At 58.3% G+C, this 21,846-nt stretch carries 20 protein-coding genes; 12 read left to right on the top strand and 8 right to left on the bottom strand.

Annotation, left to right across the window (positions count from 1 at the left end):
- Positions 1-67: 67 nt before the first annotated feature.
- A complete protein-coding gene (locus BHD06_RS20855; RefSeq protein ID WP_080458890.1) occupies positions 68-1,726 on the bottom strand; it encodes an ATP-binding protein in 1,659 nt (552 codons plus the stop codon).
- Positions 1,713-2,756, bottom strand: a complete 1,044-nt coding sequence (locus BHD06_RS20850; protein ID WP_043147119.1) for a DNA cytosine methyltransferase — start codon at positions 2,754-2,756, stop codon at positions 1,713-1,715. The genes BHD06_RS20855 and BHD06_RS20850 overlap by 14 nt, the downstream gene beginning before the upstream one ends.
- A gap of 115 nt (positions 2,757-2,871) precedes the next feature.
- Here BHD06_RS20850 and BHD06_RS20845 point away from each other — a divergent pair, with 115 nt between their 5' ends.
- The 7 genes from BHD06_RS20845 to BHD06_RS20815 all read left to right on the top strand — a co-directional run bounded on the left by BHD06_RS20845 (position 2,872) and on the right by BHD06_RS20815 (position 8,338).
- Positions 2,872-3,411 carry a recombinase family protein gene (locus tag BHD06_RS20845; RefSeq protein ID WP_080458888.1) on the top strand — a complete coding sequence of 180 codons (540 nt, stop codon included), beginning with the start codon at positions 2,872-2,874 and terminating at the stop codon, positions 3,409-3,411.
- Positions 3,412-3,440: 29 nt separating this feature from the next.
- Complete coding sequence (locus tag BHD06_RS20840; RefSeq protein WP_080458887.1) at positions 3,441-4,160, top strand: hypothetical protein; 720 nt, start codon at positions 3,441-3,443, stop codon at positions 4,158-4,160.
- A 143-nt stretch (positions 4,161-4,303) separates the two neighbouring features.
- Positions 4,304-5,623 carry a DNA (cytosine-5-)-methyltransferase gene (dcm, locus tag BHD06_RS20835; protein ID WP_052244924.1) on the top strand — a complete coding sequence of 440 codons (1,320 nt, stop codon included), beginning with the start codon at positions 4,304-4,306 and terminating at the stop codon, positions 5,621-5,623.
- On the top strand, positions 5,623-6,096 hold the full coding sequence (locus BHD06_RS20830) for a very short patch repair endonuclease (protein ID WP_080458886.1): 474 nt from the start codon (positions 5,623-5,625) through the stop codon (positions 6,094-6,096). The genes dcm and BHD06_RS20830 overlap by 1 nt, the downstream gene beginning before the upstream one ends.
- A complete protein-coding gene (locus BHD06_RS20825) occupies positions 6,068-7,297 on the top strand; it encodes a type II restriction endonuclease (RefSeq protein WP_254892543.1) in 1,230 nt (409 codons plus the stop codon). The genes BHD06_RS20830 and BHD06_RS20825 overlap by 29 nt, the downstream gene beginning before the upstream one ends.
- Before the next feature lie 181 nt (positions 7,298-7,478).
- Complete coding sequence (gene parA / locus BHD06_RS20820) at positions 7,479-8,129, top strand: ParA family partition ATPase (RefSeq protein ID WP_043147105.1); 651 nt, start codon at positions 7,479-7,481, stop codon at positions 8,127-8,129.
- Positions 8,129-8,338, top strand: a complete 210-nt coding sequence (locus tag BHD06_RS20815) for a plasmid partition protein ParG (RefSeq protein WP_176214437.1) — start codon at positions 8,129-8,131, stop codon at positions 8,336-8,338. The genes parA and BHD06_RS20815 overlap by 1 nt, the downstream gene beginning before the upstream one ends.
- A 17-nt stretch (positions 8,339-8,355) precedes the next feature.
- Here BHD06_RS20815 and BHD06_RS20810 read toward each other — a convergent pair whose 3' ends face one another.
- The 4 genes from BHD06_RS20810 to BHD06_RS20795 form a co-directional block, all read right to left on the bottom strand.
- A complete protein-coding gene (locus BHD06_RS20810; RefSeq protein ID WP_043147108.1) occupies positions 8,356-9,441 on the bottom strand; it encodes a replication initiator protein A in 1,086 nt (361 codons plus the stop codon).
- Between the two features lie 264 nt (positions 9,442-9,705).
- Positions 9,706-10,257 (bottom strand): hypothetical protein, encoded by a 552-nt coding sequence (locus tag BHD06_RS20805; protein WP_080458885.1) that lies wholly within the window; start codon positions 10,255-10,257, stop codon positions 9,706-9,708.
- Between the two features lie 17 nt (positions 10,258-10,274).
- The gene (locus tag BHD06_RS20800) at positions 10,275-11,936 is read right to left on the bottom strand and encodes a type IV secretory system conjugative DNA transfer family protein (RefSeq protein ID WP_080458884.1); all 1,662 of its coding nucleotides are present in this window, start codon (positions 11,934-11,936) and stop codon (positions 10,275-10,277) included.
- Positions 11,936-12,208, bottom strand: a complete 273-nt coding sequence (locus BHD06_RS20795; protein WP_080458883.1) for a mobilization protein — start codon at positions 12,206-12,208, stop codon at positions 11,936-11,938. The genes BHD06_RS20800 and BHD06_RS20795 overlap by 1 nt, the downstream gene beginning before the upstream one ends.
- Positions 12,209-12,852: 644 nt before the next feature.
- Here BHD06_RS20795 and mobQ point away from each other — a divergent pair.
- On the top strand, positions 12,853-14,145 hold the full coding sequence (gene mobQ, locus BHD06_RS20790; RefSeq protein ID WP_080458882.1) for a MobQ family relaxase: 1,293 nt from the start codon (positions 12,853-12,855) through the stop codon (positions 14,143-14,145).
- 32 nt (positions 14,146-14,177) lie between these two features.
- Here mobQ and BHD06_RS20785 read toward each other — a convergent pair whose 3' ends face one another.
- The gene (locus tag BHD06_RS20785) at positions 14,178-15,806 is read right to left on the bottom strand and encodes a class I adenylate-forming enzyme family protein (RefSeq protein ID WP_080458881.1); all 1,629 of its coding nucleotides are present in this window, start codon (positions 15,804-15,806) and stop codon (positions 14,178-14,180) included.
- The gene (locus BHD06_RS20780) at positions 15,803-16,702 is read right to left on the bottom strand and encodes an IclR family transcriptional regulator (RefSeq protein ID WP_080458880.1); all 900 of its coding nucleotides are present in this window, start codon (positions 16,700-16,702) and stop codon (positions 15,803-15,805) included. Before BHD06_RS20780 ends, BHD06_RS20785 begins: the two co-directional genes overlap by 4 nt.
- A 97-nt stretch (positions 16,703-16,799) precedes the next feature.
- On the opposite strand from BHD06_RS20780, the gene BHD06_RS20775 reads away from it, so the two are divergent.
- Genes BHD06_RS20775 through BHD06_RS20760 form a run of 4 tightly spaced genes read left to right on the top strand, consistent with a single transcriptional unit; the run spans position 16,800 to position 21,528 of the window.
- Complete coding sequence (locus BHD06_RS20775) at positions 16,800-17,843, top strand: ABC transporter substrate-binding protein (protein ID WP_080458879.1); 1,044 nt, start codon at positions 16,800-16,802, stop codon at positions 17,841-17,843.
- Positions 17,840-18,970, top strand: coding sequence for an ABC transporter ATP-binding protein (locus tag BHD06_RS20770; protein ID WP_254892541.1), 1,131 nt, complete (start codon positions 17,840-17,842; stop codon positions 18,968-18,970). Before BHD06_RS20775 ends, BHD06_RS20770 begins: the two co-directional genes overlap by 4 nt.
- A gap of 3 nt (positions 18,971-18,973) precedes the next feature.
- Entirely contained in the window at positions 18,974-20,719 is a 1,746-nt protein-coding gene (locus BHD06_RS20765) for an ABC transporter permease subunit (protein WP_080458877.1), read from the top strand.
- The gene (locus tag BHD06_RS20760) at positions 20,719-21,528 is read left to right on the top strand and encodes an enoyl-CoA hydratase/isomerase family protein (protein ID WP_080458876.1); all 810 of its coding nucleotides are present in this window, start codon (positions 20,719-20,721) and stop codon (positions 21,526-21,528) included. Before BHD06_RS20765 ends, BHD06_RS20760 begins: the two co-directional genes overlap by 1 nt.
- Positions 21,529-21,846: the final 318 nt, after the last annotated feature.

Here is a 21,846-nt window from a genome sequence, read left to right as displayed (position 1 = left end):
TTTTTGGCAGGACCCGCCAAGCTACGGTCGCGCTCTTCCTATTCGGATCGACTAACCTGTGAAGCCGTCAATTTGACAGCAGAATTCTGACCCGTGCTTTGATATTTTCAAAGGTCGTGTTCAAGTGGTTCTTGGCCACATTTGTCAGGCGTCCTGTGTGGCCTACGGCATTTCTGACGGGCTTGAACCCAATAGCATCGCCCCAAAGGGATTGCGTATTCGTGGATTTGCTACCCTCCGCCGTGAATGCCAGAGCGTCCATGTCTAAGTAACTAAGATCAAGAGAGATTTGCCGGATCGGGAAGCTGATATTCGCGGCCTGCTTGGATTTCTCCTCTCGCTCCTTGAATTTGACAATCTCTTTCTGGATACCGTCGATCGGGCTGAGGTTCTTGTGACCAATGTACTTGCGGACCAAATTTTCCGACAGAAAGCAGTCCACATATGCAGAGGTGTTGAACTCGGCATCCGTCTGCATCTCAGTCAGCCATTCCTCGACAACATCCTTTGTCGGCGCGTCATCATCGGGTTGAAAGTCTTTCTTCGCCTCTGACACCAGTGCCTGCGCCTTCCTGTCACGTTTGGACTTTCGCGTGTTGTCGTCGTCGCCTTCGTCTTTGACTTCGAGGCGAAACTTGTCCCACTCATCAATGATCTTCGTGAGCAAGTCCCGCTTGAGATAATCCATCAGACTGCGGAATTTCTCGTCGTCTTCCACAATACCTTCCCGGCTGCTGGTAAAGGGATCGGTGCCTTCGCGATCAAGGGTGTCAAAGTGGATTTGCCCGTAGATATAGCTTTCCACAATCCGTTGGGACGGGATGTGCCGTATGATGTTCTTCTCGCGGAGTCTGCCATTCACAAACAGGTCGATTGTAGCGCGCTCGTCGGTTCCGGTGATTTTGAGGTTGGCCGGTTTCTTTACCGATGCGACAAATCCCTTGATATCCAACGGTGTCGTCACTTCCGACGCGGGCAGTTCGAGGTTGTTCAATCCGTCAATGTAGGCGTCGGTGTAGCCGTTGACGCTCCATAGAAACTGGGTCGCGTCGGACAACGGCTTCAGATCGTCAACAGTGACGGGATCGCCGCTGACATGGATCGTAAACTCTTCGTCCAGCAGCGAGAATTTGAAGCTCAGGGCAAGAAGTTTCTTTATGTAAGCGTCGGAGTTCTTGAGCTGGTCGTTCGTGCTTTCGAAGTAGATTATCGTGCCCTTTTCGTGGCCTTCACGCAGTTCGCTGATGAGCGAGAAGTCTAGTTGTTCTAGCGGATACTCTTCAGTGCTTCTGTCACCAAGAATTGCGCCGTCCAGGCCCGCATTGTCGATAACACCACCTACGTAGTCTGTGCCGTCTGTTTTGGAGAACACGGAAACACGCTTCGCGCATGAAAGCAGTGCCAGTTTGCCTATACCCTTGGCACCGATATAGGGCCGTCCGGTGGAGGACTTGCTGCCACCCGCCTTGCGCTTGGAATATCCGATCTTCAGGAATTTTCCCTGAAAATCTCCGCTGTCCATGCCGTCGCCATCGTCTTTTATCGAGAATGACGAATTTTCCCGGTCAATCTCGATCCAGACGTTCTTGGCGTTGGCGTCCCAGGAGTTTGAAATTGCCTCACCAAGAACCGTGACGAAGTTCCTGTAAAGGTTCCGCCCGAGATGGTTCAGGACACTCAGCGAAATCTCGAAGCGGTAGGGATCAGGTGATTTATTTGCTGCCAAACTCGTTCTCCTTAATCACCGAACCGATACATCTGCCGATCGCCTGCGCCAGCCCGACCGGAACGGCGTTGCCGATCCACCTGCCGACTTCAGACATGTTAGGAATTTCGTCATCGGGCAAAAATGAATACTGGGGGGGGAAAGACTGCAAGAGCGCCGCTTCCCTTAAGGTAATGGCCCTGTCCTGTTCAGGATGACCAAATCTACCGTTGCCATACCCATAGCATTGGGTTGTCATCGTAGGAGACGGCGCATCCCAGACCATCCGCGCATACACTCCCGAGTATGTTTTCCCGGACGATCGCTGATGACACTTTGCCCTCAGTTCGTAGGGCCAGTCCCGCCATGTTCCGCCCGGTTGTGATGCGCGGATGCGGCGTAGATTGGTCTCGGACAGGGACGCCGAGATGTGCAGTGGATCGTTCTCCGCTCTTGTTCCCGCCGCGACAGGCGGCAGGTTTGCAATCGCATCCTTCACCGTCAGGGGTGTTTGATGCGTTGGCGAGAGCTGGGGCGGATTCGCGGCCTTAGAGGCAACCACAACGAGGCGTCGTCGTTTCTGCGGCACGCCGAACAGCTCACATTTCGCGACCTGCCAACTCACATGGTATCCGGCATTCTGAAGGGTCTGGCTGAAGTTCGAGAACACGGCCCCGGCCTTGTATTTCAGAAGTGCGGGGACGTTTTCCATTGTGATGAAGTCTGGCGAGACCTTCACGGCAAGTCGCGCAAAGCTGTCAACCAAATCCCATCTCGGGTCTTCGTCATACCGTTGCTTATAGGTTGAGAAGGGTTGGCATGGAGCGCAACCTGCCAGCACGGACGGACGCTTGCCCGAGAAGTGAGCCAGTATTTCTTCCGGCTGCAACAGCGCAACATCCCTCGTATGGAAAGTCGCCTCATTGTTGGTCTCGAATGCGTGTTTGCAGCGTCTGTCGGTGTCGTAGCCTGCCCTGATATCGAAACCGGCCCGCATGAGGCCGTGGCTCAGCGAGCCGACGCCACAGAACAGATCAACAACTTCACCCAACGGCTCTGGCTCTGGCCCATCTTCCAATTTTTTATGGCTCCACGCGCCACCTGTCGGGGCTTTGGTTGGTCTTTACATTCTGGACAAAACTATACGTTTCTGGCCATGTCGCAAGATGATTATCGGATATGCCCGCGTCAGCACGGATGACCAGAGCCTCGATGCCCAGACCGACGCCCTCGCGGCGGCCGGAGCCAACAAGCTGTTTGCCGACCGGATCAGTGGATCGAAGCGTGAGAGGCCCGAGCTGGACAGGATGCTGGACCAGCTCCGTGACGGCGATATCGTAACCGTTACTAAATACGACCGCCTTGCCCGGTCGTTGAGGGACCTTTTGGAAATCGTGGAAACGATCCGCGAACGCGGTGCCGGCTTCCGGTCCCTTGCCGAGGACATCGACACAACGACGCCGGCCGGTCGCCTTGTGTTCCACGTATTCGCATCCATTGCACAGTTCGAACGGGAACGGATTTCCGAACGGACCAAGGAAGGCCTCGCGTCCGCGCGCAAGCAGGGCCGCATCGGGGGCAGGCCCCCTGCCCTGTCGCCTGCTCAAAAAGACGAGGTGCGCCGCATGAGGGATGACGAACACCGTGCCGTTCCGGAGATCGCACGGCTGTTCAAAGTCAGCGAAAGAACCGTGCGGCGGGCGTAGAATTCATTGAAGTAGAGAGGAAATTACCGATGAAGCAGATGCGGGACTATTCCGACGAACGGCACAAGGGATGGTGTATCCACTGCAACGCTGGCTTGGAAAATGTCGAGAGCAATCTCGATCATGTTCCCTCAAAAACCATACTTGATCGTCCCTTCCCGAATGACCTTCCGACCGTCCGCATATGTAAGCCCTGCAACACTTCGTTCTCGAATGACGAGGAATATTTCACAGCATTCCTGGGGGCGGTTCTCGCGGGGAGTGCAGACCCGGATCAGCAGGTTGTAGCGCGGTCCGAGAAGATACTGGACAGCAACCACCGCCTTCAGGATGAAATCGAGTCCCAACTTCAAATCGTCAAGGACGCGGATGGAAACGATCGGATCACCTTTGTCCCGGACATGGCGAGAATTCAGAATGTCGTTGTAAAGAATGCCCGAGGCCATGTGCTGTTCGAGCATGGACAACCTGCGGAGGGTGAACCGGCGCGGGTGGCGATCCAGCCGATCCCTACCCTGTCCCCCGATATGTTGGCGAACTTTGAATCTATCGACTACGGAGCTGGATGGCCCGAGGTAGGTAGCCGCTTGATGCAGCGGCTGGTATCCGGTGAAGATATGAGGCCAGATGGTTGGGTGGTCGTTCAACCAAATGTCTACCGTTTCGCGGTGATGGACCAAGGCCAATTTATCGTGCGAACGGTCATCCGCGAGTATCTCGCCACCGAAGTGACTTGGGATCATATCTGAAAATCTCCCTCATCACTCGCGCTGTTCGGCTTTAACGCAGACTTAGAACAAAATGTGAACAAATAGCATAAGCGGGGTTCCCAAAGCTTCTGGGACAGATTATGACATGTTGTCAATAACAGACACAGATAAGGGGCAGGTACATGAACGCGCTTCCACGGACAGAATTTGCAGAGTTGATGGAGCGCGCCGGTCTCGACATCGACACGGCGGCGGAGCTTCTAGGCGTGAGTGACCGGACAATCCGGCGCAACATGAAGGGCGAAGGCAAGCGGATCGACCAGCTCCGGCTGGAGAAGCTGCGTCAGACGGCCGATGCGCGCTGCACGGGCGAACGGCCCGCAGGGTTTCGGTTTATCGACCTTTTCGCCGGGATCGGGGGGCTGCGCCTCCCCTTCGAGGCTATCGGCGGGCGCTGCGTGTTCACGGCCGAGTGGGACCGGTTCAGCCGGGAAACCTACAGCGCCAACTTCCCCGAGCCTGCCGACAGCGAACATGTCTTCGCGGAAGATGTGCGGCCCTATGCCGTCGCGCCGGACACAATCCCGGACCATGACGTGCTGCTGGCCGGTTTCCCGTGTCAGCCTTTTTCGATTGCGGGTGTCAGCAAAAAGAACGCCCTTGGCCGTCCGCATGGTTTCCTTTGCGACACGCAGGGTACGCTGTTCTACGATCTCGCCAAGATCATCGACCATCACCGTCCCCCTGCCTTCCTGCTGGAGAATGTGAAGAACCTTGAGCGCCATGACGGCGGCAAGACCTTCGCAACCATCATCCATGTGCTGGAGAAGGAGCTGGGCTACCGGGTGTTCCACAAAGTCATCAGCTCGACGCCCTGGGTGCCGCAGAAGCGCGAGCGCATCTTCATTGTCGGCTTCAAGGATCACAGCATTGAGTTCGACTTCGACCAACTCGTCGTGCCGGAAGGCGACGGCCCTACCCTCGGCTCGATCCTCGATAGAGAGGTCGATCCGAAATACACGCTGACCGAACACATGTGGAGCTACCTTCAGGGCTACAAGGAGAAGCACCGCAGCGCCGGGAACGGGTTCGGGTTTTCGCTGTTCGGCCCCGATGATGTGGCCCGCACCCTGTCCGCGCGTTACTACAAGGACGGCTCCGAAATCCTGATCGCGCAGAAGGGCGACCGGCCGCGCCGCCTCACGCCGCGCGAGTGCGCCCGTCTGATGGGGTTCGAGAAGCCCCGGCAGACCGAGTGGAAAATCCCCGTTTCCGACACACAGGCCTACCGCCAGTTCGGCAATGCGGTCGTTGTGCCCGTCGTGAACGCCGTCGCACGGCTCATGCAGACGCGGATCGCCGAGGCGATGGAGCTGGACGGCCGAAAAGTGCCGGTGAACATCCAGACGCAACTTCCACTGGACGAGAGGCGTGCCTACGCCGCCTGCGAAGTGCCAGCCGAGTATCCGGAAATCCCGGAGGCCTCGCTGGCGAACGCGTGATGCCCGCCGATACGGTTCCCACAGCCGTCCGAAGCCGGATGATGGCCGCAGTCAAAGGGAAGAATACCAAGCCGGAATTGGCGATACGGTCCGCGCTTCACAGGCGCGGATTCCGGTTCCGGCTGCACCGCAAGGACCTGCCTGGTAGGCCTGATCTCGTATTCACCGGCCGCAACGCCGTGATCTTCGTGCATGGCTGTTTCTGGCACGGTCACGACTGCCACCTGTTTCGTTGGCCCAAAAGCCGCGAGGATTTCTGGCGCGAGAAGATCGACCGGAACATCGAGCGCGACCGGAACCAACGCGAGGCACTGGCGGGCACCGGTTGGCGTGTCGGTACGGTCTGGGAGTGCGCACTGAAGGGAAAGACCCGCCTGCCCTTCGACAGCGTTGTCGATCAGTGCGCCATGTGGTTGAAATCGGATATAAAAACACTGGAGGTGAGTGGTGATAAAACGCGGGCAATTGTCTGACTATTTCGAGGGTGTCGGGGTCAAGCGCCTGTCCGCCGTGGACGCCGAGCCGAAGACATCCAACCAGCACGAGGTCGGCACGACGAAGAAGATGCGGGACGACTTTCTAGGCGAGAACCATCAGGAGAAGTTCCCCGCGATCTATATCTGGCTGGGCGGCGATCAGGAGGGCTTCACCGAGGAGAGCTGGGCCACACACTACGACGCGCGCCTCAACAAGCCCCGCGCCGCCGAATGGCGCCTCTACTACCCTTCCAACCCTGTCACGGAGGCCATGAAGGCCGGAGACACCCTGTTCCTAGCCAAGGATCAGGGTGGTGTCCTGTGGTTCATCGTGGCCCCGGAGGGGTCCACCAGCGAGCAGCAGCTTTTCTGGCTGTTCGGTCTGCGTCCCGAGGGCAAGTCCTTCGTGTCGCGCGAGTTCTCCGACGAGGAGCCGGAGCTGGACTTCGCGGCCCGCTTCATTCTGGACGAGATCGGCGTCGAGTTCGAAGAGCCGGAAGCCGACAAGCTGGACAGCATCATAGACAGGTTCGGCACCACCTTCCCGAAGACGGCCGAGTTTTCCGATCTTGCCCGCCTCACCCTGCCCGAGGTCCGCGCCGAGGATGACCCGGACGCGGCGCTCATCGCTTGGCTTGACCACGAGGAGGCTCTGTTCCGGCGGCTGGAACGCAGGGTCGTATCCTCGCGGATCGAGGCCGGATTCACGAGCGCGGACGGCACGGACGTGGACGGATTCATCAGCTTTTCCTTGAGTGTCCAGAACCGCCGCAAATCCCGCATGGGGCATTCGCTGGAAAACCACATGGCTGCTGTGCTCAGGGCGCATGACATCCGGCATGTCCGGGGTGCGGTGACAGAACACAAGCACAAGCCCGATTTTCTGTTCCCCGATCTTGAGACCTATCACGCGGCTCCGGCCGGTGGAGACGCCCGCCTGACGATGCTGGGAGCCAAATCCACCTGTAAGGATCGCTGGCGGCAGGTTCTGGCGGAAGCCGAGAAGATCAGCCGCAAGCACCTTCTGACGCTTGAGCCGGGGATTTCAGAGCCACAGACAGACCAGATGGAGGCGTCCAGCCTTCAACTCGTGGTCCCCTCCCCTGTTCAGGACAGCTACACCGCCGCGCAGCGCGGCTGGCTCTGGTCTGTCGGTGATTTCATTGAGGAGGTCAGGGCGCGGCAGGGGCAGCTATAGCAAGTTCGCAGCATTCGAGCTGAGTCCTTTATCGTTTACTCAAATGAGTTTTTGAGTGATCGAGTTGCTTATTCATCACGCGCTTTCTCGCCTATGTCTACATAACGTCAGCCACGCTAAACTTGCCGCGCCTCAAATACTCATTTACACTCTTGAGTAAATACACAAACGAGGCAGGGCAATGAGTATAATTTCCGTCTTGAACCCCAAAGGTGGCAGCGGCAAAACCACGATCAGCACCAATCTGGCCAGATCGCTGCACGAGCTGGGACACTCGGTTCTGATCGTTGACAGCGATCCACAAGGCAGCGCACGTGACTGGCACGCAGCCAGCGAAGACAATCCCATAGAGCTGGTCGCGCTGGACCGGGCCAACAACGTTAAGACGCTGACCAGTATGGCAGCAAACTACGATTACGTAGTAATTGACGGTGCGGCAAAACTAGAAGACATGATCGCCGCCTGCATCAAAGTTAGCGACTTCGTTCTGATCCCCGTTCAACCATCGCCATATGACATTTGGGCCGCGTCGGACTTGGTGGATTTCATCAAGGCTCGCCAAGAGGTCACGGACGGATCGCCGCGTGCCGGGTTTGTGGTCTCCCGTGTCGTGGAAGGAACCCGGCTGGGCAGTGACGTGCGAACCGCGCTAGACGACTACGCCTTGCCGGTTTGTGAAACGACGATCACGCAGCGCCAAGTCTATCCCCAGACGGCATCTGAAGGGCTGACTGTGTTCGACGCTGACAATCCTAAAGCGAGGGCGGAAACCACAGCGCTGAGCAACGAAATACTGGCGATGCTTGTTGCCGAAACACGGGAGATCGCATGATGGCCCTTTCCGCCAAACGTCCAAGCCGTGGCGACGAGGCGCGCAAGCGCATCCTGCATGACGTCACGGAGACGGTAGAGAAGAAAAAGCGCCTCAATGCCGAGATCGAGGAGGCGCTTTATCGCAGAATCAAGATGAAAGCGGTCGAGGAGGGGCGGTCGATCTCCGACATCACCCGTGACCTTTGGTCTGAGTATTTGAGTAAATGAGCGGTTGAGTAATTATTCTACCAGCCGTTGCGACCGCGTTTCTTGAACCAGCTCTTGCAGAAACCGAGGAATGCAGCATCCGGGTTCTTCGGGGGTTCCTTCTGTCTGGCGGCGTAGCTCCGCCACTCTCCGACCAGAATCTTGATGTCCCATGTGGGAGCCAGCTCCCGCGCCCGTTCCAGTGTGTCGGGCGAGAGAGGCAGGACGTAGCCGCCGGTCAGCCTGTCCTGTTCCGGTTTGGGAGCGTAGTTCTCCAGAAACTCCGGTTTGGGTGTTACCGTGAGGATGTCCGCTTCCATTCTGAAGGCATAATCCGGCATGTGGTTGTGTTCCTCATCCGCCTTGCAGATGGCTTTGACGAGACGCCGAAACTCCTTGTCGGAAGACGTGGAGCCAGTTCGGTCTTTCAGCTTGTCCAAGCCACATTTCCACTCTGATTGCATCCCACATTGCTTACGAGCCAGCTCATAAAGGCGACGTTCCAGGGGCTTGCGAAGCTGGAAGTAGCGGCGATTGAGCGTCAAAACGTCATCCCCGGCGATGGCGTTGAAGACCCAATCGGAAAGGGTGACTTCAAGATCAAGCATCCGGCCATCACGGGTTTCGCGAACAATGCGGTAGCGATCTATCAGGCTGAAGCCGTCAATCTGTTCCACGCCGCCCGTGGTGATATTGGTTTCGATCTGCGTCCCTTGGAGGCGTTCCAGCGCAGCTTTCAGACCGCTGTATCCGGTTCCGGCCACAGGACGGTTCGTCGCGACAAGAAGGTCATAGGCCTTGAATCGGAGGGTTCTGTGAACCTGTTTGCCGTCATTCAAAGCCGCCATCACTTGGGAAATGCAGTAGATCAGAACATCACGGTCATGGACGGTTGCGAGTCCGATCATGTTGGGCCTGATCTCCACGTAGCTCTTACCATCGGTCGCCACGTAGCGCCGTTTCTTGGTATCAGGCTTAGTTGAGAGGGTGAAGATCGGGTGCGCCATCGACGCCATGTCCCCCTTAGGCGCGGCATCAAAGATGTCGCAAACGAAGAAATCCCCCTGTGCATGTCGCAAGGGAAGAAGAGGCGTCCGATCCGGTTTCGTAATTTCACCCACCATAGGGGCACTATTCGTAATTTCACCCACCGAGGCAAGGGATTCGTAGTATCACCCACCAGCAGACTTTCGTAAGATTACACACCATCTTTCGTAAGATTACACACCTCTTATCGTAATTTCACCCACCAAGGACCAAAAATAAACTGGATTAAAGCATGTTTTTCAATGACATAGGTGAGCGCGCGATTCGCGTAACACAGACTCTAACACGAATATAACACCCAGCTTCTTAGTCAGAGCTGACCGTCGCCAGCACATCACCGCTCACCGTTGATAGAACACGCAAGCATCGACGCCCGTGGTTGTCGTGGTCCAAGACGCCCCAAGGACAGCGCACATGGAAGCCTTGCTGGCTAAGAAACGAGGAAGCGTCACCGTCAGGGCAAGAGCCAGAACGACAGCACCCAGACCGAACCATGGAAGACGGCTTTTGAAACGATCCAGCTTCTGTTCTCGTTCCCAGAGCTGGCGCATGGTGTCCGACCTGACATCCTCTGCTTTCCTGAGAACCTCCTGGGTATGGTTGGACGCCCGCAGCAGATCACCGGCCATCTGGCCAACGCGATCCAATGTATCGCCGATCCTGCCGTCGATGGTTGCGCCGACAATCTCACCATAGTGTTCGGGGTCCGTCTGCTTTTGAGCGGCAAAGGCAGCCGAACGGGCTTCCGCCGCCGTCTTGTTCACCCGGTCGAGCACCCGTGTCTGATCATCCACCCGATCCGAGATGCTGGCGACAGCCGTGGCGAGGAGATCGAGCGTCTCGCGCAGATCATCGTCCGAGAGCGGGGCAGGGGAGGTGGGCGTGTCAGACATGGCAGAATGCTTTCAGGTTATCGGGCGTCTGGCGTGAACAGTCCGGAAAATTCAGGATCAGCGTAGTAGCGCAGCTTTTGCGCAATGGCTGTGGCCTGTCCCTGGACGCGCAGGAGCTGACGATCCGGGGGAAGCTGCATGATTTCATCGGGGGTTAGCAGATCGCGGCCTGTGAGGTTGTTTGAGAAACTGGGGCCATCACCGGGCTTGAAGCTATCGGTCCGGAACCCGGCAGTTTCCTGGCCAATCATCTGGCTCAGCCACTTGGCCGTCTCGAAGTCATTTACCCCGAAGACCTGTTGCACCCCGGCATTGGCAATGAAGGTGCCCGCACGTTCGCCGTAGAGGTCTTTGAGCTGGCTCATATCCTGAAGGATCGGCCAGAGCTGAAGCCCGTAGCCCGCCATCAGCCCCATGGCGCGCTCCACGGCCTCCAAACGGCCCAAGGCGGCGAATTCATCGAGGAGGAAGAGGGCAGGGGCCTTGAGGCGCTGAGGCGCGCTCTGAGCGCCTGTGGTGGCCGTTAGCGCTTCTGCGTCCCGCGCAATGTCCTGAAGGGCCTGAGAGACCAGAAGGCGCAGCCAGCGGCTGTAGGCGTCCATCCGATTGGGTGGCAGCACCAGGAAGACGGAAGTGGTCCGGTGGCGCAGGTCCGAGAATACAAAATCCGATCGCGCCAGACACTTTGCGATCCGGGGCGAGTCCAGGAAGTGCGTGTGGCGCTGCGCGTTCGACAGGACTGAGGCCGCTTCCCGATCCGCCTTGCCGAGGAAGCGGTTGGCAGCGCGGGCGATCAGCCCGCCTGCCGCATCGCTGTCCTGCATCAGCTCCAGCAGCGCCCGAAGCTTTTCCGGGGACAGGGTGAGATATTCCCGGACGGTGGCAAGGGACCGGCGGTCGCGGTCCTCGTGGCAGACGCAGAACATGATCAGTCCGCCGAGGATGGCTTTGGCTTCCTCGTTCCAATGCGCTTCCGTCACCTGGCCCGGCGGGTCCATGACCAGTGCCTCTGTCAGGGAGGCGGCATCCTCGCCCAGATCGAGGCTGTCCGGCGTCAGCCGGTCGAGCGGGTTATAGGCAGCGGAGGGATGGCCGCTGACCTCAAAGGGATCGAGAACGTGGACCGTCCCGAACCGCCGCCGGGCCTCACCCGCGATCCGGGCATTCTCGCCCTTGGGGTCGATGACCAGGACGGAGCGTTCCGCCGCCAGCAGGTTCGGGATGACAGTGCCGACGCCTTTCCCGGCCCGCGTCGGGGCGAGGGTGATCAGATGGGCGGGACCATCATAGTGCAGCAACCGTCCGGTGTGTGGATTGCGCCCGATCAGGAGGCCGTCTTCCCGCTGTAGCTTCTTCAGCTCTTTGCGGTTCGCAAACCGGGCCGAGCCGTGGCTGTCACCCGTCAACCCGAAATAGGCATCAGCACCGGAGGCCATGCGCCAGTACTGAAACCCAAAGACAGCACCCACGAACATGAAGGGACCGAAGACCAGCCATTGCCAGGCGCTTTCGCCTGGCGTCTGGTCAAAGAAGGCGAAGATGAACGGCGTGGCTACCAGAGAGCCAAGCATCGCCCCGAAGGCCATCGCTCCGATCAACCATCCGAGCATGATGGGCGTGAAGATCAACCGACCGAAGAAGCGAAACAGACTCCCGAAGACGAGCATTACGCTCCGCATCAGGACGCACCATCATCGGTAGGGGCGGGGCCGTCCCACTCCAAGAAGGCCTTGCGGTCTTGTTCACGGGAGAGGTTACGGATCAGCCGGTCGAGCATGGCGGCAGCATTGGAATCTCGTTCCGCCAGGTCCATGAGCGCCCCGCCCAGGATCACCTTGCGACGTGTATCCAGCTTGCGCTGTCTGGTGGCTTCCCGGTTCTTCAGAGCCTGCAGGCGAGCCTTGGCCTGGGCATAGCGTTTCTCGGCACGTTCAAGCTCAGTCTCGGCCAATTCGGGAATCCACTTCAAAGAGGGCAGGTGTAAAGGTTAGGCTTGCCACAACCAGCGATAGCGCTTACCCGTAGGCCTGTAAAGGACAAGGGCGCACTTATGCAAACTCTTCACCTGTGGTTTCGAGATTTGCGTGCGATCTCCTTGAGGCAAAGCCTCAGCCGATGGCGAACTCCGTCCGACGCGGTGCGCGCCGGAATGAAAGGCCCTCCCGGCCTCTCAAACTCTCCAAGGCCAACTTTGGCAGTTGGATCGCATCCCTCAATGTCGCGCCAGTGTCTCGCCCGATGCCCCATGGTTGGGGCCGGTCTGCCACTGGCGTCTCCTTTGCGGGAGGTTCGTGTCGTTGGACCTCACGGTGCCGACACGAACCGGGTTTGCCCCCGGCAAACCGCCAGTGATCCATTCCCATATCCCGCCCCCCACAAGGCTGGGGATCTGGGGGCAGATCACTGGCTAGCCCGCGCCTCAGAGAGCCAGAGGCTCACTTCGGGCGGGCTGTCTTTTCCACTCGTACCGCGCCGGGGCAGGGCGGGATCCATCGGGGAAAAGACGGCTGACCCGGTGGCCCATGTTGGGGCATGGGTCGGGGTCAGCTGCGGCGTGCGCGATGATCGTTCGCTTCATCGGAGAGGGTAGGGCGCATGGCTAGCTACCACCTCTCCGTGAAGACGATCAAACGCAGCGCCGGGCGCTCTGCCACGGCAGCTGCGGCCTACCGTGTAGGGGAGCGCATCGAGTGCCAGCGTGAAGGTCGCGTCCACGATTACACCCGCAAGCAGGGCATCGAGGAGACCTTCATCCTGACCCCGAAAGCCGCGCCGGACTGGGCCACGGATCGGTCCCGCCTCTGGAACGAGGTCGAGGCCAGCGAGACCCGCCGCAACTCCGTCACCGCCCGCGAATGGGAGCTGGCCCTGCCGTCCGAGATCAGCGCCGAGGACCGCTCGCAGATCACCCGCGACTTCGCTCAGGAGCTGGTCAGCCGCTATGGCGTGGCCGTCGATGTGGCGATCCATGCCCCCCACCGTGAGGGCGATCAGCGCAACCATCACGCCCATGTTCTGACCTCCACCCGGAAGCTGGAAGCGGAAGGCTTTACGACCAAGACGCGCGTTCTCGATTCCGCCAAGACCGGCGGCTTCGAGATCGAGCAGATGCGCGGTCACTGGGCCGATCTACAGAACCGTGCGCTGGAGCGGGCAGGGGAGGCGGAGCGAGTTGATCACCGGTCGCTCGAAGCGCAGCGCGAAGCGGCGCTGGAGCGAGGCGATCAACTCTCCGCCGAGGATCTGGACCGCGATCCGGAGCTGAAGCTGGGGCCAGCCGCCAATTCCATGGAGCGCCGGGCGAAGGCGATGGCCGAGCGCCAGGGACGGGAATACAAACCCGTCACTGAACGCGGGGCCGTGGTCCACGCCGCCCGCCAGGCCCGCGCCGCATTCCGCGAAATGCGCGCGCGGCTGGAACTGGCGCGCGAGACCTACGGCATCGAGCGCGAGGCCGGGCAGGGCCGCGTCTCTGCCGGTCTGGCAGCACTCAGGGCCGCAACCGCGAAAGATCTCGACCGCGACCGAAACCCGGATGACTTCCGGGAGCGTCTGGCGCGGGTCGTGGGCCGGTCGCGGGACCAGGACGACACGCCGAAACCGGAAGGCCGCAATTATGCGCGCGAGCGGCTGAAAGAGATCGTGGAGAAGGACGCTGGGCGCGATGGCCCGGCGGCTGTTCATAAGCTGGACGGTCACAGCGATCCAGAGCTAGGCGAGAGCTCTGGGCGTGAGGACCGTAAGCTATCTGTGAATGAGCGGCTGAAGGATGTGCTGAACAAGCCGCGTGAGAAGCTGGAAATCGAGGACGAACGCGAACAGGAATGCGGTGACGACGAGAATGAAAACACGCGGGACAGGGATCGTGGTGAAGGTCACAGCCTGTAGTCACACTGTTTAGGTAAAAAGAATGTGTGATCCTACTGCAGCCATCTCTGTAATTTGGCGTCATATGCGCCTTGCCGCAAATCCGGCGATGTGCGCACGATTTCATGCTTGGCTACTTTTCGCCCCGGCGTTCGCGGCAATTCGTCGGCGTAGGCGATGAAGCGCGGTACCTTGAACGGGGCCAGCGACTGCCGACAATGAGCCAAGATTTGCGAAGGTGTCAGGTCAGCGGGAGACGTGCCATCAGTGAGAATGACATAGGCTTTGATCTCCTCGCCGCGATCCTCATCCGGCACTGGCAACACGGCGGCCTCAAGCACCTCTGGTAATTCGCGGATTACGGCCTCAACCTCTCGCGCAGCGACATTTTCGCCCGAGCGTCGGATCATGTCTTTCTTGCGTCCTACGATTGAGTACCAGCCCGCATTGTCTTGCACGAAGAGATCGCCAGTGCGAAACCACCCGTCGACGAAGGTTTCAGCATTGGCTTCGGGTTTGTTCCAGTAGGCAGCCGCCACGCCGTCGCCCTTTATCCACAACTCGCCGATGGTGCCGGGTACGACGGGTCTGCAGTCGTCATCTCTGATCTCAGCCTGGCGGAATGGCAATGGGATGCCGCAGGACGCCATCTTGGTGCGATGCGTCGCTTCGGTGGGCGTATAAAGCGCCAAGCCAATCTCGGTCATCCCGAAACATTCACGTGCGGTGATTTTGAAGCGCTTCTCTGCCTCGTGACGTATGTCACCACGCCAGTTAAAATTCCAGACAGTGTCCAGCACGTTGTCGGCATCGTTAGGTTGCGTCGGCTGCTTGGCGACTACTTCCGGCATTAGCGCACGGTCCACTTTATGCTGCCTGCACCAGGCTAAGAAACGACTACCACTGGCCTGCCTTGCCACATGTAATGTGCCGCCGTTGTAGAAGGCGGTCAGCATCAGCCATTGTGGGTCCATGTAAAAGAACGGCTGTGCGGCCAGAACCTGATGTGGCCGGTGCGTAAACATATGGAAGGCAAGATGTGCTGTGATCAACCAGTACCGACGGGTAAGCATGACACCCTTGGGGAACCCGGTCGTGCCCGACGTATACTGGATATTCGCAAGATCGGCGCTGTCGCTGGTCCAGTCGGGACGCCAGTCGGGTGCCCCGTCGCGCCGCAAAGCATCCCAGTCCGTGCTGCTGCCGTCACCCTTTCCGACAGTGATAACATCAGCGTCGCGAAACCGACCGGGGCGGTCAGCCCAGCCGTCCAGCACAGGCGTCAGGCTGGCATCCAGTATTAGGGCCTCCGCTTCGCTATCGGTGCAGACATAGGCCAGTTCCCGCGATGTATAGCGCACATTGACAGGCACGATGACCGCACCCATCAGCATCAGCGCACACCATGTGACGGGAAATTCGACGCGATTTGGCATCATGACAGCCACCCGAGTGCCCTTGCCGATGCCGCGCCGCTGCAAGGCGTCCGCGAGCGCCCATGCCTGTGATCCCAAGTCTGAAAAGCTAAGCTCGGTGTTGTCTTCGAAGAAATTCAGCGCCCGTTCCGGGCCGTATCGTTCAAAGCGTTTCGTAAGATAATCGCGCAGGTCCGGTGCAATAGAAATTGCTTCGATTTCCGCATGGCGGGCCGCGACGAGGGAGGCGAGATCAGTGTCGTTCATGAAGATGCTTTCGGAGATGAAGTACGGAAGGTTTCGGGCCGTCGGCGGATGGTTGCTCGATCCCGGGATGTCAGGCTGATGGCTTGGGCGGTTTCTTGGATCAGCGGCGCGATCTCCTCGCGTAGACGCTCCGCTGTCCAGCGCGATGTCGGTACAGAGACGTTGACAGCCGCAATGGCTAGACCATCCGCCGACAGGACCGGGGCCGCGATGGAAATATCGCCACGTGTAAGTTCTTCGCTCTGGATGGCGAATCCAGATTGCCGCGCTTCGTCGAGCCGGTTTCGAATGATCGCAGGATCAGTCTCGGTAAAAGGCGTGAAGGGCGGCAATACCTCCCGGTCGAGGATCGCCGCAACGTCGTCTTCGGGGCGGAAGGCCAGTATTGCGCGCCCTGGTGCCGTGCAAAAGGCCGGGGCCCGCGCCCCGAGGTTCATCTTTACCGATACCGGATGGCGCGAGGGCAGGCGGGAGACGAGGATGATGTCGCTCTGGATCAGCTGGCTTAGGTTGACAGTTTCCTTGCAGCGTCCGTTGCAGTCCACGAGAAACGGCCATGCGCGATCCACAAGCGTGTCGCACCGCATGAACATATGTGCCATTTCAAGACATCGCGTCGAGGGACGCAGGCGCCGCGAGCCCTCTTCCTGCTCCAGATAGCCGATCTGCAAAAGCGTATATACCGAGCGCTGGACCGATGATCGGTTCTGACCCAGACGCTCGGCTATTTCACCAAGTAACAAGGGGCCTGGTGCATCGGCGAAGGTTTCGAGCACATCAAACCCTTTGGCTAGAGAGGCGACGAACAGAACGTCGCGGGGCGCGGTTGTTGCGGATGCAGCTTTCCGCGCCTTGGGCTCGTCTTCTGTGAGGGATTTTTTTTGGTCGCTATCCATTACTGCCTCTTTTGCTTGACTCAAGGATATATCTCAGTATCAAATAATTGCAAAGCAATATTAATAATTGCATTGCAATACATGAAAGGGAGATACAATGACAATAACACGACGCACACTGCTCGGGAGCGCCGGGGCAGCCTCCGTTCTTCTGGCAAGCCCAGCCGTTCTTCGCGCGCAGGACCGTGTCCTGACGGTTCGCGATCCAGGCGGCCCCTATGCTGATGGATTCGCCAAGGCGTTCTATGAGCCTTTTCTGAAAGAAACTGGCGTTCGCGTGGCGGGTGTTCAGGGCGAACACGCGCCAACGGGCATGATCTCCAGCATGGTTGATGCGGGCAACTACGTCTGGGACGGGTCGATCCTGTCAGATAACGCGCATCAAGTTCTGGTGGAAAAGGGTTATCTGGAAACGATCGGTGAAAACTCCGCAATCAATGAAATCCCGTCTCAACTTCGCACGGATTACCTTATGGGTACCGATGTCGTGGGTGTGGTCTTGGCGTACCGGACCGACACAATGGGTGAAAATGGCCTTACTTCCTGGGCTGACGCGTTCGACGTCGAAGGCAAGCCTGGCTTGCGCGCACTGCGGCGCAGCGCATTTGATACTATGGAACAGGCACTTTTGGCTTCAGGTGTGTCAGCGGACAACCTTTATCCGCTCGATTTTGACCGGGCTTTTGATCAGCTTGAGAAGATTCGCGACGATGTGGCCGTCTGGTGGACAGGTGGCGCGCAAACTTCACAGCTGCTGGCGACCGGCGAAGTTGATGTTTGTCCGACCTGGAATGCGCGCGCACAGGTTACCATCGACGATGGCGCACCGATTGCGATCAACTGGAACGAAGCTCTTTATACCTTTGAAGGTTGGGGTATCCTCAAGGGTGGCCCAAACGTCGACTTGATGCGCGAATTTGTCGCCTTCTGTGCGGATGGTTCCCGTCAGGCAGAGTTCACACAAGACCTTGCCTATGGTCCAACGAATCCGTCGGCCTATGCAGACATCCCGGAAGACCGTGCGGCGGTCCTGCCATCTAATCCTGAATATTTCGACAAGATGGTTAAATCCAATGCTGAGTTTTGGGGCGAGGCAGGCGATTCTGCGAACGAGCGCTTCAACGAATGGGTACTCGGATGACCCACCCGGCGAACATGTCGGTGTCACCCCCGACCAATACGATTGATCACTCTGCGGCGATCAAGTTACAGGTCGAGGGATTGCGCAAGACATATGGTCCGATTGTAGCGCTGGACAGTGTCGATCTGAAAATGGTCGAGGGTGAATTTCTGACTTTGCTGGGGCCTTCTGGGTCGGGGAAGTCGACGCTTTTATGGGCTGTGGCCGGGCTGAACAATCCCGACAGTGGACGCATCTGGCTTGACGGGCGAGAGGCGACTTACGCGCCCCCTCAAGAGCGTGATATCGGCATGGTATTCCAGAATTACGCGCTCTTTCCGCATCTCTCTATCGCTGAAAATGTCGCCTTTCCATTAAAGATGCGCCGTAAGAGCGGAACAGATATTGGCGCTGCCGTCAAAAATGCGCTGAATACGGTGCAGCTGTCGCACGTCGGAGACAGGTTTCCCGCAGAGCTGTCGGGCGGGCAGCAGCAACGAATCGCGCTGGCCAGGGCAATGGTCTATGAGCCAAGCGTGATCCTGATGGACGAACCGCTCGGTGCGCTTGACAAAAAACTGCGCGATCATCTGCAGATAGAGATCAAAGAGCTTCACGAACGCCTCGGCGTGACGATTCTTTATGTTACACATGATCAGGAAGAGGCGTTGGTTATGTCCGACCGGATTTGCCTTATGAAAGATGCCCGAATCGAACAGATCGGGACATCGGACGAGATTTACCGACGTCCCCGGACACATTTTGCTGCTGATTTTCTGGGAGAATCCAATATTTTACCCATCGAATCCGATGGCGCGGGTGTCGGACGGCTGTCCACGGGTGAGGTCGTGCGTTTCGACGCCGGACTTGCGCCGGAAGGACCCTTGTCGCTGATGATCAGGCCCGATGCGGTACGGATACTTGATGTGGGCGCTGGCAGTGAGGGTCTCGATTGCGTCATGGCAAAGATCGAAAGCCGGATCATGGCTGGCGCGATCACCAAGCTTTTTGCCACCTTGTCCGATGGCACGCGTTTTCAGGCTAACTTACTCACTGGGTCAACCCATGCGGGGGTTGCTCCAGGGGTATCGGTGATTCTGGGCTGGTCTTCCGATGCTGCCGTTCCGCTTTTGCGCGAAAGTGCTTAAGGCATGGAGCAGTTTTTCTCTCGTCTGCGTGGTCCGTGGCTTTCAGCCCCGGCGGCGCTCTACATTTCGCTGGTTTTTGCTGTGCCAGTACTTTGGCTTTTGGGTCTCAGCCTGGTCGACAATGGCGCACCAAGCCTTGCCAATTACGAACGGTTGGCCTCCACACCGCTATATATGCGGCTTTTGGGAATCACACTTAAGATTGCAGCCCTGACTACTCTGTTTGCGGTCATCGGAGCCTATCCGGTGGCGCTGATGCTGTCACAGGTGCGCAAGCGGCGTAACTTGCTGCTCTTGTTAGTATTGTTGCCGTTCTGGACCAGCTTCCTGGTGCGGGCCTTCGCCTGGATGGTGCTTCTGGGACGGCGTGGGGCGATCAACCAGACGCTGGAAGGCGCGGGCCTGATCGAGCAGCCACTGACGCTAATGTATAATACCACCGGCGTGTTGGTTGGTATGAGCCACGCCATGCTGCCGCTGGCAGTTATGACAATGCTGCCCGTGATGCTGGCCGTAGATCGCCGCCTGACTCTGGCTGCGGCCACTCTGGGCGCACGGCCTGGTTCTGCCTTCTGGCTGATCTGGTTTCCGTTGACTATGCCGGGTGTCGCAGCGGCGGGGATGCTGGTTTTTGTGACATCCCTCGGCTTTTTCATAACGCCTGCGCTTCTCGGCTCTGAGCGTGATACGGTAATCGTACAGGAAATCATTTTTCAGATTCAACAACAGCTCAACTGGGGTTTCGCTGGTGCGATCGGGGTATTGGTGCTGTTGACCGTGCTCGCAATCCTGTCGGCCTACAATGCCGTTTTCGGTCTCTCGACACTGGGGGGAGGTATCGGCAAAGCGCCGCAGAAAGGACCGGTAGGTCGGATGGCGAGCCGCATCGGTACCGGTTTCTTGACCATTCTTGCCCGCATGACCGACGCGGCATTGTCCCTCGTGCCCCAGCGTCTGAGTGAACGGGGGGTATCGCACCCGCTAGCAGCCACATCGGCGCTGATCCTGGCGTTTCTGGCAGTGCCGACATTATTCATCGTGCCGGTGGCTTTTACTGAGGCGAGTTTTCTCTCCTGGCCGCCGCGCGGGTTCTCCTTGCAGTGGTTCGACGCGGTGACAACTGATCCACGCTGGATTGAGGCGGTGGGACGGTCATTGCTCGTAGCGATCCTGAGCGCGGGTATCGGTCTGCTGCTGGGTGTCCCTGCTGCCTTTGCCATCGCACGGGCGCGTTTTGCGGCGAAACCGGCCGTCTTCGCTCTCTTGATGGCGCCGGTAATCGTCCCCAATATTTTTATCGCGGTCGGTCTTTTCTATCTGTTCTCGCGTATGGGGCTTGTCGGCACCACGCTGGGCCTGTCCCTGGGCCATGCGGTTCTTGCGATACCTTACGTCCTCGTCACCGTCATCGCGGTTGTGCGCAGCTATGATGAGCGGCTTGACTTGGCTGCCTATACCCTGGGCGCCAGCCGGGCTGAGACATTGCGCCGGATCACATTGCCATTGATCCGGCCAGGCTTGATTTCGGCCTTCATGTTCGCGTTCATTGTGTCATTCGATGAACTGACCATCGCGCTTTTCCTGACGGGTGGAGAGACGATCACCCTACCCAAGAAAATGTGGGACGATGCGATCCTTCAGGTCAGCCCCGAACTCGCTGCCGCTTCTACGCTTCTGTTTTTATTCATGACAGGATTTGTAATTGTTGCCGAATTCATCCGCCAACGCGCTGCGAAAAGGGGAGCCTAATGAGCATACCGAAATTTCAGACGCTCCAATATGACCATGAGGGCGAGGTTGCGGTGATAGCGTTTGACCATGGCAAGGTGAATGCCATGGATCCCCAGATGCACCGAGAGCTTTATGAGTGCCTCGTACACTTCACTCGTGATGACCGGGTTAAAGTCGGCGTGTTGACCAGCTATGGCGAGAAGCCCTTCAGTGTGGGCGAGGACATCAAGACGCCCCGCGCCAAGGAGGACCCCTGTGATTATGTCTGGCGCCATCTCAATCCCCATGCCGGGGAAATGCGGGGCGAGCCTCCCGGACGACCGGGCTGGGACTGGGACATTCTGACAATGGAGCGCACAAAGCCCATCATCGCCGCCGTTCAGGGTTGGTGCTTGGGGCAGGGTATTCTGTACATGCTGCACATGACGGACATTCGCGTGGCTGCAGATGATGCGCAATTTGGCTTTCCCGAGATTGCCTACGGCATGGGCGGTGTTGGAGGGTGGATGCGGCTGGCACGACAAATTAGCCACGTGCATGCGATGGAACTGGTCCTGACCGGCGATATGATTAATGCCGATAGAGCCGCCTCGCTGAACCTCATCAACCATGTTGTCCCACGCGCCAATCTGCGCGCTGAGGCCATGCGTATCGCTGGACGCATCGCGCGGCATCCCGCTCTTGCAATCCGTACTGAGATGGAAGCTTTTTACCGGGGGCATGACATGACCCGCGAACAGGCGATAGCCTTCGGCGCTCATCTTTACCGTCTTCAGCGCTTGGCCGCAGGCGAAGATGCGCTAGGTGGCATGCTGAATAAGAAATGAAGATTTCAAGTGTCGTGACATAGATGCATAGATATCTGCGCTATAGCACAGGCGATCATCTTGGTATTTTTGAATGTTGAAGCAAACTTGTGCTAAAAACGGTCGTTTGTGCCGTCCTGCCCCGCCCCACGCTAGGACAACTACTTGGCAGTGACAAAACCCCCCGGCAAAATAGAAAAGGTTTTGACAGGTTTTTGGCAGGACCCGCCAAGCTACGGTCGCGCTCTTCCTATTCGGATCGACTAACCTGTGAAGCCGTCAATTTGACAGCAGAATTCTGACCCGTGCTTTGATATTTTCAAAGGTCGTGTTCAAGTG

It is taken from the genome of Roseovarius sp. A-2 (assembly GCF_002072155.1).
Lineage (GTDB): Bacteria > Pseudomonadota > Alphaproteobacteria > Rhodobacterales > Rhodobacteraceae > Roseovarius.
Note: the sequence above shows the minus strand (reverse complement) of the source record. Positions and strands in the feature narration are given on the sequence as shown.

Excerpts from the sequence above, each read along its gene's own strand:
- BHD06_RS20765 (WP_080458877.1), top strand. The coding sequence starts at position 18,974 with ATGGAGCAGTTTTTCTCTCGTCTGCGTGGTCCGTGGCTTTCAGCCCCG.
- BHD06_RS20810 (WP_043147108.1), bottom strand. The coding sequence starts at position 9,441 with ATGGTGGGTGAAATTACGAAACCGGATCGGACGCCTCTTCTTCCCTTG.
- BHD06_RS20780 (WP_080458880.1), bottom strand. The coding sequence starts at position 16,702 with ATGGATAGCGACCAAAAAAAATCCCTCACAGAAGACGAGCCCAAGGCG.
- mobQ (WP_080458882.1), top strand. The coding sequence starts at position 12,853 with ATGGCTAGCTACCACCTCTCCGTGAAGACGATCAAACGCAGCGCCGGG.
- BHD06_RS20800 (WP_080458884.1), bottom strand. The coding sequence starts at position 11,936 with ATGCGGAGCGTAATGCTCGTCTTCGGGAGTCTGTTTCGCTTCTTCGGT.
- BHD06_RS20830 (WP_080458886.1), top strand. The coding sequence starts at position 5,623 with ATGCCCGCCGATACGGTTCCCACAGCCGTCCGAAGCCGGATGATGGCC.
- BHD06_RS20845 (WP_080458888.1), top strand. The coding sequence starts at position 2,872 with ATGATTATCGGATATGCCCGCGTCAGCACGGATGACCAGAGCCTCGAT.
- BHD06_RS20815 (WP_176214437.1), top strand. The coding sequence starts at position 8,129 with ATGGCCCTTTCCGCCAAACGTCCAAGCCGTGGCGACGAGGCGCGCAAG.
- BHD06_RS20775 (WP_080458879.1), top strand. The coding sequence starts at position 16,800 with ATGACAATAACACGACGCACACTGCTCGGGAGCGCCGGGGCAGCCTCC.
- parA (WP_043147105.1), top strand. The coding sequence starts at position 7,479 with ATGAGTATAATTTCCGTCTTGAACCCCAAAGGTGGCAGCGGCAAAACC.
- BHD06_RS20770 (WP_254892541.1), top strand. The coding sequence starts at position 17,840 with ATGACCCACCCGGCGAACATGTCGGTGTCACCCCCGACCAATACGATT.
- BHD06_RS20840 (WP_080458887.1), top strand. The coding sequence starts at position 3,441 with ATGAAGCAGATGCGGGACTATTCCGACGAACGGCACAAGGGATGGTGT.
- BHD06_RS20805 (WP_080458885.1), bottom strand. The coding sequence starts at position 10,257 with ATGTCTGACACGCCCACCTCCCCTGCCCCGCTCTCGGACGATGATCTG.
- BHD06_RS20785 (WP_080458881.1), bottom strand. The coding sequence starts at position 15,806 with ATGAACGACACTGATCTCGCCTCCCTCGTCGCGGCCCGCCATGCGGAA.
- BHD06_RS20760 (WP_080458876.1), top strand. The coding sequence starts at position 20,719 with ATGAGCATACCGAAATTTCAGACGCTCCAATATGACCATGAGGGCGAG.
- dcm (WP_052244924.1), top strand. The coding sequence starts at position 4,304 with ATGAACGCGCTTCCACGGACAGAATTTGCAGAGTTGATGGAGCGCGCC.